The organism is Aeromonas sp. s5 (assembly GCF_040907865.1).
Taxonomy (GTDB): Bacteria; Pseudomonadota; Gammaproteobacteria; order Enterobacterales; family Aeromonadaceae; genus Aeromonas; species Aeromonas dhakensis.
The window spans coordinates 23,839-36,419 of record NZ_JBFOCO010000002.1 but is presented as its reverse complement, the minus strand read 5'-3'; the positions used below and the strand labels follow the sequence as shown (position 1 = coordinate 36,419).

Genomic DNA, 12,581 nt, shown 5'->3' with positions numbered 1-12,581 from the left:
CGATAGACACCGGTCTTGCGCCAATAGTTCAATTTTATTGATGTTTTTCATTATTATCTGCGTGGCTTCCCGCCCGGGATCGCAGGATCCCCACCGGCAAATCGGTTATCATTTGTGCCCCATCTTCCCCCTTGTCGAGGACCTATGCCCGCCTTCTCCTGGTTAGCCCTGTTTTTTGGTGCTTTCTACTTCGTCTATGGTGCCTATCTGCCGTTCTGGTCGCTCTGGCTGGAGGGGATCGGGGTGAGCGCCGAGATGATAGGCCTGCTGCTCGGTGCCGGCATGGCGATCCGCTTTGCCGGCAACCTGATGGTGATGGGGCAGATCAAGGGGGCGGGGCATCTGCTGCCGGTCACCCGCCTGCTCTGCCTGCTCAGCCTGCTGGCCTTCCTCGGCTTTTATCTCAGCCACAACCTCTGGTGGCTGGTGGGACTGACCCTGGTGGCGAACTTCATCTACCCGACCCTGATGCCGGTGGGGGAGGCGCTGGCCACCCGCATGGTGGTGCAGGCGCACCTCGACTACGGCAAGGTGCGCCTGTGCGGCTCGTTCGCCTTCATCGTCGCCTCGACCCTGGTGGGGGCCCTGGTGGGGAATTTTGGCAGCGAATGGGTGCTGCACACCATGGTGGCCGGGCTGCTGTTGATGCTGCTGCTCAGCTGGCTGCCGCTGCACCCGGCGCCGCGGGGCATCCAGGGCGAGCGGGCCAAGGCCTCCCTGCTCGATACCCTCAAGTCCCCCCAGGTGCGCCGCTTCCTGCTGATCTCGGCCCTGCTGCAGGGCAGTCACGCCGCCTACTACGGCTTCAGCGCCATTCACTGGAAGGCGGCGGGCTACAGCGGCACCACCATCGGCTATCTGTGGGCGCTGGGGGTGGTGGCGGAGATCGGCATGTTCGCCGCCGACAAGCGCTTCCTCAACCGCTTCGGCGCCCAGACCCTGTTCCTGGTGGGGGCGCTGGGCTGCGTGGTGCGCTGGATCCTGCTTGGAGCCTCCACCGAGATCCTGGTGCTGGTGGCTGGCCAGCTGCTGCATGCGGTCACCTTCTGCGTCAGCCACCTCGGCGCCGTGCGCTTCATGACCCGCCAGCTGCCGGCCGAGCAGCTGATCCCGACCCAGGCGCTCTATGCGGCGCTGGGGCTCGGCATGACGGTGGCCGCCCTGATGACCCTGTGCGGCCTGCTCTACGAACCGCTGGGGGGCCGCATCTTCTTCCTGATGGTGCTGGTGGTGCTGCCGGTGTTCGTGCTGCGGCTGCGCCCAGCTGCGCCGTCTGGGCAGGGGCATGTCCCGGTCTGATACCGACCCGTCTGAATCATCACGCAGCAAAAGGGAGAGCCATGGCTCTCCCTTTTTCGTTGCGGCGTGCGGCGTTACAGCGGCTCGCCAAGATAGTGGCGGCTCAGGCGGCGCCAGGTATCCGAGCCTATGGTGCCAGCAAGCAGCTCATTGGATGCGGCATCAAGGCGACCATCCGGCAGCCAGCCCAGCTGGGGCAGCAGCCGGGCGAGGGTGGCGTCATTGTGCTGCAGCTCCCTGTCCAGGGTTTCCCAGAAGGCGCTCCCCTTGACGTAAAAGAGCGGGTAATAGGATCGATCCCCTGCCATCACCTCGCGGGCTGCCCGATAGAGGCCGCTCTCGCCATGGGGCAACTGCTTGCCCCGTTCGGCCAGCTCGTTGGCCGCCGTGACCTGATGCAGGCGAAAGCGGCGCAGCGCCTTGATGGCAAGGTACTCGGCAAGGCTCTCGTTGACCCAGGTGGGCTGTGGCGCGGTGCTGAGGATGTGCACCGCCTCGTGGGCGGAGGTGCGCAGCAGACGCAGTGGCGCCTGTGGCGTCGGCTTGCCATCCCTGGTGGGGTAGTTGGCGACAAACACCTGATCCCCGGCGGCGCCGCCGAGGGAGCGGGTCGCCACATCCCGCCCCAGCCACACCAGCCGCCACGGGTGAGTGGGCGGGGTGACATCGAGCTGGAAGGCGAGATAGTCGATGATCTCGTTCATTTGTTGCTGCAGGGCCGGCAGATCGAGCTGATTGGCCGTCTCGTCATGGCTCAGCAGCAGCCTGGGATCCCGTTTGGCGACGGGCACTGTGGCCAGACCAAATGGCAGGATCAGCGGCGGCTGATTGAGGTCCGGCAGCGGCTGGCAACTGCCATCCGGCAGACAGACGTCCCCTTGGCGACTCCCTTGCTGGCGCACCAGATTGCCCCATTCGGTCAATAGCCACCGATTGGGGGCAAACAGCAGCGACGCCTGGGCCGAGGCATCGGCCCCCAGGGCTGGCGCCGGGGTGAGGGTTACCTGCCAGCCTACCTCTTGGCAGGAGAAGGGCTGGTTGAGGGCCACCGGCTGGTTGTCTGCAAGACAGACCAGCTTGGGTGAAACCGGCGCGGTGCTGCCCGGCAACTGGCGAGGGGGGAGCAGGGTAAAAGGGGGATTGCCCTGCATCGTGAGGCGTATCTGCAACTCATTGGCACGGCTGCTCTGCTCGACAAGGTAGCGGGGGCCGCTGGTACCATCGGCGGCGCAGGCCCACAGCGGCAGCAACCACAGGGCACACAGGGTGAGATGGCGACTCATAGGGGATCAACGCTCCTCCTCGAAGGCCAGCAGATCCCCGGGCTGGCAGCCCAGTTCGCGGCAGATCGCCTCCAGGGTGGAGAAGCGAACCGCCTTGGCATGGCCGTTTTTCAGGATGGAGAGGTTGGCCTCTGTGATGTTGACCCGCAGGGCCAGCTCGCGGGCGGTCATCTTGCGTTCGGCCAGCAGGGCATCGAGTCGGATGATGATGGGCATGGGATCCTCACACCGTCAGTTGTTGTTCATCGGCCAGCAGTTTGGCCTCGCGCATCACCAGGGCCAGTGCCGAGACGATCAGACCGGCCAGCAGCAGCTGAAAGTCCGACGAGCTGATGTTGATCTTGCCGTGCAGCTCGGGTCCCGGCAGGGTGAGCACTATGTCCAGCAGCGGCGTCGTGCCGATCTTGGTGACGAAGCTGACGCAGAGCAGCAGGCCGATCCACTGGTAGCGACGGATCTGGCTGAAGGTGAACAGCATGGCCTGCCGATAGCCGCGAAACAGCTGGAGCAGCTGCCACAGCATCAGCATGAACACCAGATCCGGCAGCAGCATCACCAGGGTGCCCAGCAGGCGGGTCCCCAAAGTGAGGGGATAGTCGGCAACGGTGGGCTGGGTGCTGGCCTGCGGGAGCGATTCCGTGGTCAGGGGCACCTTGCCGAGCACCGAACTCTCTTCCACATTCAGCGCTTCTTGCAGCTCCTGCTGCAGGTAGTCGCTGCCGCCGATCAGGTGTGACCAGACCCCCATGACCGTCAGGACGGGGGTGGCCAGCAGGGTAGCCAGCAGGATCCATTCGATCAGGCTGCTCATGCGTTCGAGCTTGTTCTGTTTCATCGCTTACCTCTTTGAGTGAAAGGGTGGGCCACGCGTAGCGCCGAGTTATCGTTTATCAATAAACACAGACAGATGTTTATCGTTTTTCGATATTTATTCAACCGTTTTTTATTGAAAAACGATAAATTCTCGTCGCAATAAGCAGATGACATTTTCCGGGCAGCTCTCTAGACTGGCTGCTGCTGCGCTTGAATCTTCAACACGGACAAGAGGTTACAGATGCACCAGGGATGGTTGCTGATCGGATTGTCGCTCTCCTACCTGGGGCTGCTGTTTCTGATCGCCTACGTGGCGGACAAGAACAAACGGCGTCGCCTCCAGGGCCAGCCCCTGCTCTACAGCCTGTCGCTGGCGGTCTACTGCACCTCCTGGACCTTCTTCGGCACCGTGGGCCAGGCCAGCGAGTCGCCCTGGTCGCCGGTGCCCATCTACCTGGGGCCCATGCTGGTGTTCCTGTTCGGCTGGCGACTGCTGGCTCGCCTCATCCTGGTGGCCAAGCGCGAACACATCACCTCCATCGCCGACTTCATCGCCGCCCGTTACGGCAAGTCCCAGCGCCTGGCCATGGTGATCGCGCTGATCGCCATCATGGGCATACTTCCGTACCTGGTGCTGCAGCTCAAAGCCATCGTCACCGGACTGGATCTGCTGATGGCCAACCCGGTGCCCGCCGGCCCCACCGGCAATACCGCCGGGCTGGCCCTCGGGGTGGCCCTGCTGCTGGCCCTGTTCAGCATACTGTTCGGCACCCGCCACCTGGATGCCACCGAGCACCACCGCGGCATGGTGGTGGCCATCGCCTTCGAATCCGTGGTCAAGCTGCTCGCCTTCATGGCGGTGGGGAGCTTCGCGCTCTGGCTCATCCTCAGCAAGCCGAGCCAGGCCCGCACCCTGGTGGCCAGCGATTTTCTCGATGCGGTGGTGGCGGTGACGCCGGGCAGCCTGCTGGAGCTCGCCATCTACACCCTGGTGGCCATGTGCGCCGTCATCTGCCTGCCGCGCCAGTTTCACGTGACCGTGGTGGAGAACAACCAGGGCCAGGATCTGCACTGGGCGCGCTGGTTGTTCCCGCTCTACCTGTTCATGATGGGGCTCTTCATCTGGCCGCTGGCGCTGGCGGGCAAGCAGTGGGTGGGGGCCGGCATGGCCTCGGATACCTATGTGATCAGCCTCCCCATGTCGCTCGGGTTCGACGGCATGGCGCTGCTGGCGTTTCTCGGCGGCACTTCGGCGGCCACCGGCATGGTGATCGTCTGCACCATAGCGCTGGCCATCATGGTCAGCAACGATCTGGTGCTGCCGGTGCTGCTGCGCCGCTTCTGGCAGCAGGGGCGGGACGAGCGGCTGGTGCGCCTGCTGCTGCAGGTGCGCCGCGGCGCCATCCTGCTGATCCTGCTGGCGGCCTGGGGGCTCTACCTCTGGCTCGGGGATCTCACCAGCCTGTCGCGCATCGGTTATCTGTCGTTCGGTGCCGTGGCCCAGTTCGCGCCGGCCCTGCTGCTCGGCCTCTACTGGCGGCACGGCAACCGCAAGGGGGTCTATCTCGGCCTCGCCCTCGGGGTCAGCCTCTGGTTCGCCACCCTGCTGGCGGAGAGCGGCCTGCTGGCCGGCTCGCCGCTGGCGACCCTGCTGGCGCCGCCCGACTGGCCTGCGGTACGCGATCTCAGCCTGGGGGCCTGGTGCATCTTCCTCAGCCTGTTGCTCAACCTTGCCGGCTATGTGGCGGGCTCCCTGCTCTCCCGCCCGGCGGTGAGCGAGCGGCTGCAGGCGGCCAACTTCGTCGGCAAGCCGAGCCGCGACACCACGGCGCTCTATCAGGCACGGGTCTCGGTCAAGGAGCTGGAAATGCTGGCGGCCCGCTTCGTCGGCTCGAGCCGGGTCAAGCGCGCCTTCGGCCGCTTCGCCGGCGAGCGGGGCGGTACCCTGGCGCCCCAGATGCAGGCCTCCGCCGAGCTCATCGCCCACACCGAGCGGCTGCTGGCCGGGGTGTTCGGCACTTCGTCCGCGCGGCTGGTGCTGGCCTCGGCCCTGCAGGGACGCAACATGCAGCTGGAAGAGATCGCCACCATAGTGGACGAGGCCTCCGACGTATTCCGCTTCAACCGCGGCCTGCTGCAGGGGGCCATCGAACACATGGGGCAGGGGATCTCGGTGGTGGACCGGGAGCTCAAGCTGGTGGCCTGGAACCGGCGTTACATCGAGCTGTTTCACTATCCCCCCGGTCTCATCCAGGTGGGCCGCCCCATCGAGGAGATCATTCGCTACAACGCCCAGCAGGGGTTGTGCGGCCCCGGCGATGTGGAGGCCCAGGTGGCGCGGCGGGTCGCCTTCATGCAGCGGGGCAGCCAGCACATCTCGGCCCGCGAGCGCCCCGATGGCCGGGTGATCGAGATGCAGGGCAACCCCATGCCGGCGGGCGGCTTCGTGATGACCTTCACCGACATCACCCCGTTTCGCGACGCCGAACGGGTGCTGCGGGAGGCCAACGAACACCTGGAGGCAAGGGTGGCCGAGCGCACCCACGAGCTCTCCGAGCTCAACCGTCAGCTGCTGCTGGTGAACCAGCAGGTGGAGCGGGCCAACCACTCCAAGAGCCGCTTCCTGGCGGCGGTGAGCCACGATCTGACCCAGCCCCTCAACGCCGCCAAGTTGTTCACCTCCTCCCTGCTGGAGATGCTGCCGCCGGCGGACGAGCCGGCCCGCATCGCCCGCCACATCGATGATGCGCTGGGGGCGACCGAGGATCTCATCACCGATCTGCTCGACATCTCGCGCCTCGAGGCGGGCAAGTTCAAGGCCAAGAAGCTGGATTTTGCCCTGCGCGACGTGTTCGACAACCTCAAGGCGGAGTTCGGGGTGCTGGCCCAGGCGGGGGAGATCCAGTTCTCGGTGGTGGAGAGCAGCCTTGCGGTCTACAGCGACGTGCGCCTGCTGCGGCGGGTGCTGCAAAACTTCCTCACCAACGCGTTTCGTTACAACCCGGGCGGTCGGGTGCTGCTCGGCTGTCGCCGGCTCGGCGACAAGGTGCGCATCGAGGTGTGGGACAACGGCCCCGGCATTCCGGCCGACAAGCAGGAGGCGATCTTCGACGAGTTCTCCCGCCTCGATCACTCCCGCACTGCGCGGGAGCAGGGGCTGGGGCTCGGCCTTGCCATCGCTCGCGGCATCGCCCTGGTGCTTGGCCACAACCTGACCCTGCGCAGCTGGCCGGGGGCGGGCTCGGTGTTTGCCGTCACCCTCAACCTGGCGACCCGTCCTGTCGCAACGACGCAGGTGGCGGCCCCTGCCCAGCGCGACAGCCAACTGGAGGGGATCCGGGTGCTCTGCATCGACAACGAGAGCGATATCCTGATCGCCATGCAGTCACTGCTGGGGCGCTGGGGCTGCGAGGTGGTGTGCGCCCAGAGCCAGGCCCAGGCGGAGGATCTCATCGCCGGCGGCTTCCTGCCGCAGCTGGTGCTATCCGATTACCATCTGGACGACGGCAAGACCGGATTGCAGGCGCTGCACATGCTGCGCCTCGCTCACGGCAACCATATCGGCGGCATCATCATCAGCGCGGATCGCAAGAGCGAGCTGCAGGCGCAGATCCGGGAACACGGCTACGGCTACATCAGCAAACCGGTCAAACCGCTCAAGTTGCGGGCGCTGATGAACAGCATCTTGCGGCCGGCCAAACTTGATGGTGATCACGAATCCGGGAATTCGTCCGATTTTTAATCGGTGGCCCCCAAGTGGCAAGATCGGCACTTTCCGACCCGGAAATGTGCCTTTTCTTCTCGTTTGAGGCTCAAAATCGGTAAAAAGTGACTTATTAATAATCAATCAGGGGTTTGCCCTCTCTCCTTTGACTCCCTTATAGTCAGGTCGCGATTATTTTTATCGCAAATCAAGTTGTGCAAAAGGCAAACCGGACGAAAGTCCGGGACGCAAAGCTTCCGGTCTAAGGGTCAGCGGTACCTAGGATAGCGGGGCCACCACAGGTTGTTTCGTCCATGGGCCAAGCCATGGTGCGATGTTGTCTGCGTTACCTGTCAGGTTGCGTTGCCTTTTTCGTTATCTATTCCAAGAACGAAATAAGGATATTCAACTATGTTAAGTCCAAAACCCTCCGTACTGGCACTGATCGTCGGGGGGCTCTGTGCCTCCTCCGCCTTCGCTGCCGCCCCCGGCAAACCCACCATCGGTTGGGGCGAAACCAAGTTCGCCATCATCGAAGTGGACCAGGCCGCCACCTCCTACAACAAGCTGGTGACGGTCCACAAGGATGGTGCCCCGGTCAGCGTGAGCTGGAACCTCTGGTCCGGTGATGTCGGCCAGACCGCCAAGGTGCTGCTCGACGGCAAGGAGGTGTGGTCCGGCGCCGCCTCCGCCTCTGGCACCGCCAACTTCAAGGTCACCCAGGGGGGCCGCTACCAGATGCAGGTGGCCCTGTGCAACGCCGACGGCTGCACCCTCTCCGACAAGAAAGAGATCCTGGTGGCCGACACCGACGGCAGCCACCTGCTGCCGCTCAAGGCGCCGCTCAAGGAGAACAACAAGCCCTACGTCAACAAGACCGGCAAGGTGATGGGGGCCTACTACGTGGAGTGGGGGGTCTATGGTCGCAAGTTCACCGTGGACAAGATCCCGGCCCAGAACCTGACCCACATCCTCTATGGCTTCACCCCGATCTGCGGTGGCAACGGCATCAACGACAGCCTGAAAGAGATCTCCGGCAGCTTCGAGGCGCTGCAGCGCTCCTGTGCCGGGCGCGAGGACTTCAAGGTCTCCATCCACGATCCCTGGGCCGCCATCCAGATGGGGCAGGGCAATCTCACCGCCTATGATGAACCCTACAAGGGCAACTTCGGCAACCTGATGGCGCTCAAGAAGGCCTATCCGGACCTGAAGATCCTCCCCTCCATCGGTGGCTGGACTCTCTCCGACCCCTTCTTCTTCTTCGGTGACAAGGCCAAGCGCGACACCTTCGTCGGGTCGGTGAAGGAGTTCCTGCAGACCTGGAAATTCTTCGACGGGGTGGACATCGACTGGGAATTCCCGGGTGGCCTCGGGGCCAACCCCAACCTCGGCAGCCCCTCCGATGGCGAAACCTACGTGCTGCTGATGAAGGAGCTGCGCGCCATGCTCGACGAGCTGAGCGCAGAGACGGGCCGCACCTATGAGCTCACCTCCGCCATCAGTGCCGGCGGCGACAAGATTGCCAAGGTGGACTATCGCGCCGCCCAGCAATACATGAATCACATCTTCCTGATGAGCTACGACTTCAACGGCGCCTGGACCAACACCGGGTTGGGTCACCAGACCGCGCTCTACGAGTCGAGCTGGGATCCCAATACCAAGTACACCACCGACAAGGGGGTCAAGGCGCTGCTGGGTCAGGGCGTCGAGCCCGGCAAGGTGGTGGTGGGGGCCGCCATGTATGGCCGCGGCTGGACCGGCGTCAGCGGGTATCAGGGCAACAACCCCTTCACCGGCACCGCCACCGGCCCGATTGCGGGCACCGAGGCGGAAGGGATCTGGGAGAAGGGGGTCATCGATTATCGCGGCATCGCCAAGGGCAAGATGGCCGGCGACTGGCAGTACAGCTATGACGAAGTGGCCGAGGCACCGTCCGTGTTCAAGGCTGCCACCGGCGAGCTCATCACCTTTGATGACGAGCGCTCGGTCAAGGCCAAGGGGCAGTACGTGCTGGCCAACCAGCTCGGCGGCATGTTCGCCTGGGAAATCGACGCCGACAACGGCGACATTCTCAACGCTATGCACGAGGGGCTGGGCCACGGCGATAGCACACCGCCAGTCAACAAGCCGCCGGTGGCCAATGCCGGCACCGATCTCGCGGTGACCGGCCCGGCCGAGCTGGTGCTGGACGGTTCCTCCTCCCGCGATCCGGAAGGGGCGGTACTGAGCTACAGCTGGGCCCAGATCTCCGGTCCCAAGGCGACCCTGAGCGACGCCACCCAGGCCAAGGCCAAGGTGGCCGTCGATGCGGTGAGCCAGGACGTCAATCTGGTGTTCGAGCTGACCGTGACCGATGACCACAACCTCAGCGCCAAGGATCAGGTAGTGGTGACCAACAAGGCGCCACAACCCAACCTGCCGCCGGTCGTCACGGTGCAGGACAAGGTCTCGGTGCAGGCCGGCAAGCAGGTGAGCATCACCGCCAACGCCAGCGATCCCAACGGCGATACCCTGAGCTATCAGTGGAGCGTGCCGGCCGGGCTCACCGCCAGCGGTCAGAACAGCAAGACCCTGGTAGTGACCGGCCCCAGCGTAACCGTGGAGACCGGCTATGACCTCACCGTCACCGTGACCGACGGCGCACTGGATGCCCAGGCCGCTACCCGCCTCACCGTGACCCCGGTCAGCGGTGGTGGCGACTGCAACGCCACCGATCCGGATGCCGCCAACTGGCCGGCCTGGAAGGCTGCAACCACCTACAACGGTGGCGAGAAGGTGAGCCACAACCAGCTGGTATGGCAGGCCAAATACTGGACCCAGGGCAATGAGCCGAGCCGCAGCGCCGATCAGTGGAAGCTGATAAGCCAGGTGCAGCTGGGTTGGGATGCCAATGTTGCCTATAACGCCGGTGACGTGACCAGCCACAACGGTCGCCAGTGGAAGGCCCAGTACTGGACCCGCGGCAACGAGCCAGGCAAGCACGACGTCTGGCAGGACATCGGCGCCGCCAGCTGCAAATAATTCACCATCCACAGGGGCATGCAGGACATGCCCCTCCTTTTCCCCCATAACAACAAAAGAGCACCACCATGACCACATGCACCACACGTCTTGCCTGCCTGATCGGCGCAGCCCTGGCAAGCGGCCCGCTGCTGGCCGCCGTTCAGCCACCCACACCACTGGTCTTTGACACCACCCACCCGCAGAACGATCTGCAGGGATCGCTGCTGGCCGGGGTCCAGTTTGCCCAGAGCCAGATCCTGCCCGCCCACCCGCGGGAGGGTGACAACCAGCCCCGTCTCACCGCCCTGCGCAAGAGCCTGCTGCTGGTGCGCCCGCTGCAGGCCGGCAACGAGGCGCCGCTGGCGCTCGAGGCCCGCGACGGCGCCGGCAAGCTGCTCGGCAGCCTCACGCTGGAGCCGCCTTCCCGCCTGCCCAAGACCGCCTACTACCTGGAAGGAACGCCGGAGGAGGGGGTCGACTTCACCCCGGGCCCCGGCACCAGTACCGTCATCAACAGCAGCAGCGAGCTGGCCAGGCTGAGCGATCCGAGCGGTGCCTTCCTGCTCGGCAAGCTGCAGCCCCATGCCCTGGTCACCATCCAGACCGCCGATGGCCGCTGGGTGCGCGACATCTTCTTGCCTCGCGATGCGAGTCTGGAGGGCAAGATGGTGCGCCTCTCCTCCAATGCCGGTTACAACTCCACCGTCTACTTCAGCGGCCGTCAGGTGACCCTCTCCCGCGGCCAGAGCCAGCAATTCAAGTTCGTGCGCGGCCAGTGGATCCGCGATGGCGAGCTGGAAAACAACGGCATCACCTATGCGAGCGACGCCTGGAGCGCCGTGCTGCCGGCCGAGTGGATCATGCCCGGCCTCACCCTGCGCCTGAGCCAGGGGGATCTGAGCGGCGAGCTGAGCGACCTCAAGGTGGGGGCACCGGGGGAGCTGCTCATTCATACCATCGATATCGGCATGCTGACCAGCCCGCGCGACCAGTTCGCCTTTGCCAAAGACAAAGAGGCCCAGCGGGAGTATTTCCAGACCATTCCCGCCAGCCGCCTCGTCGTCAGCCAGTATGCGCCGCTGGCGCTGCCGGAAGTGATGCTGCCCGATGGCACCCTGCTCACCGACTTTGATCCGAGCGAGGGGGGCTGGCACAGTGGCACCATGCGCCAGCGCATCGGCAAGGAGCTGGTCTCCCTTGGCATCGACAACGCCAACTACGGCATCAACAGCACCGCCGGGGAGGGGGAGAGCAGCCACCCCTACGTGGTGGCCCAGCTGGCGGCCCACAACAGCCGTGGCAAGTACGCCAACGGGGTGCAGGTGCACGGCGGCTCCGGCGGGGGCGGCATCGTCACCCTGGACGCCTCCCTTGGCAACGAGTTCAGCCACGAGGTGGGCCACAACTACGGCCTCGGCCACTACGTGGGCGGCTTTGCCGGCTCGGTGCACCGCAGCGCCGACCAGATCAACGCCACCTGGGGCTGGGATGGCGACAAGAACCGCTTCATCCCCAACTTCTTTGCGAGCCGCAGCGGCCAGAGCGCCTGCCTGGATGGCCAGTGCCAGGCCCCGTTTGATGGCCGCAAGTTCGGCTTCGACGCCATGGCCGGCGGCGAGCCGCTCTCCGGCTTCAACCGCTTCACCCTCTACACCCCCAACTCGGCCGCCATCATCCAGCGCTTCCTCGAGAGCAAGGCGGTGTTCGACGCCAGCTCACCTACCGGTTTCAGCAAGTGGAACGAAAGCCAGGCGAAGATGGAGCCCTACCGCCACCGGGTCACTCTCGCCGAGCAGATCACCGCGCCGGTGAGCGATCTGGGTGAGGTCAGGCTGGCCGCCCTGCTGGCCGAGTACGATCTGGTCAAGGTGGCCATGTGGGATGGCAACTGGACCCGTAACATCCAGCTGCCGGCCGCCTCGACGGTCAATCGCGGCCGCATCGTCAGCATCGACCACAATGCCGGCTACAACAGCACCCTCTTCATCAACGGCCAGCAGATCACCGTCTCGCGCGGCTTCAAGAAGAGCTACACCTCCGACGGCAGCCGCTGGAACGAGGGGGCGCCGGCGGATCTGGCGGTAGATCGCAAGCCTGCCGCCTTCGGCGTGCCGGTGACCACCCTGATCGGCTACTACGACCCGCAGGGTCAGCTGCCGAGCTACCTCTACCCGGCGCTGCACGGCGCCTACGGTTTTGCCTATGGCGATGACGGCGAGCGGCTCGGCAACAGCGATTGCCAGCTGCAGGTGGAGACCCGCGACGGTCTGCTGCGCTTCAAGCTGGCCAACCACAGGCTGAACGCCAGCGTGATGAACAAGTTCCACGTCAATGTGCCGACCGCGAGTGAGCCACGCAGCGCCAGCGTGCTGTGCCGCAACCAGTCACAGGCCGAGGCCCAGCTTGCGGCTGCGCCGGCCGGGCTCGGCTACACGGTCAACGGCATGCCGCTGGCGACGCGCTGATCCCTTTTCGCCTCG

The 12,581-nt window shown here is 64.9% G+C and carries 7 protein-coding genes and 1 riboswitch; of the genes, 4 read left to right on the top strand and 3 right to left on the bottom strand.

Translation table 11 applies throughout. The annotated features are described in order from the left end of the window. Positions 1–144: 144 nt before the first annotated feature. A complete protein-coding gene (locus AB5Y94_RS00165; protein ID WP_368204441.1) occupies positions 145–1,299 on the top strand; it encodes a 3-phenylpropionate MFS transporter in 1,155 nt (384 codons plus the stop codon). A 74-nt stretch (positions 1,300–1,373) separates the two neighbouring features. Here AB5Y94_RS00165 and AB5Y94_RS00160 read toward each other — a convergent pair whose 3' ends face one another. The 3 genes from AB5Y94_RS00160 to AB5Y94_RS00150 are packed head-to-tail and all read right to left on the bottom strand — an operon-like array spanning position 1,374 to position 3,417. Next, positions 1,374–2,582, bottom strand: a complete 1,209-nt coding sequence (locus AB5Y94_RS00160; RefSeq protein ID WP_324039856.1) for a hypothetical protein — start codon at positions 2,580–2,582, stop codon at positions 1,374–1,376. A 6-nt stretch (positions 2,583–2,588) separates the two neighbouring features. After that, the gene (locus AB5Y94_RS00155) at positions 2,589–2,798 is read right to left on the bottom strand and encodes a helix-turn-helix transcriptional regulator (RefSeq protein ID WP_005304071.1); all 210 of its coding nucleotides are present in this window, start codon (positions 2,796–2,798) and stop codon (positions 2,589–2,591) included. A gap of 7 nt (positions 2,799–2,805) precedes the next feature. Beyond that, positions 2,806–3,417, bottom strand: coding sequence for a DUF2975 domain-containing protein (locus AB5Y94_RS00150; RefSeq protein ID WP_043171028.1), 612 nt, complete (start codon positions 3,415–3,417; stop codon positions 2,806–2,808). Positions 3,418–3,636: 219 nt separating this feature from the next. On the opposite strand from AB5Y94_RS00150, the gene AB5Y94_RS00145 reads away from it, so the two are divergent. The 3 genes from AB5Y94_RS00145 to AB5Y94_RS00135 all read left to right on the top strand — a co-directional run bounded on the left by AB5Y94_RS00145 (position 3,637) and on the right by AB5Y94_RS00135 (position 12,566). Next, positions 3,637–7,137, top strand: coding sequence for a PAS domain-containing hybrid sensor histidine kinase/response regulator (locus tag AB5Y94_RS00145; RefSeq protein WP_017779157.1), 3,501 nt, complete (start codon positions 3,637–3,639; stop codon positions 7,135–7,137). Between the two features lie 174 nt (positions 7,138–7,311). After that, a riboswitch (cyclic di-GMP riboswitch) is annotated at positions 7,312–7,399 on the top strand. Between the two features lie 110 nt (positions 7,400–7,509). Continuing rightward, the gene (locus AB5Y94_RS00140) at positions 7,510–10,119 is read left to right on the top strand and encodes a glycosyl hydrolase family 18 protein (RefSeq protein ID WP_368204440.1); all 2,610 of its coding nucleotides are present in this window, start codon (positions 7,510–7,512) and stop codon (positions 10,117–10,119) included. Between the two features lie 68 nt (positions 10,120–10,187). Further along, entirely contained in the window at positions 10,188–12,566 is a 2,379-nt protein-coding gene (locus tag AB5Y94_RS00135) for a M66 family metalloprotease (RefSeq protein WP_368204439.1), read from the top strand. The last annotated feature ends 15 nt before the right edge of the window (positions 12,567–12,581 follow it).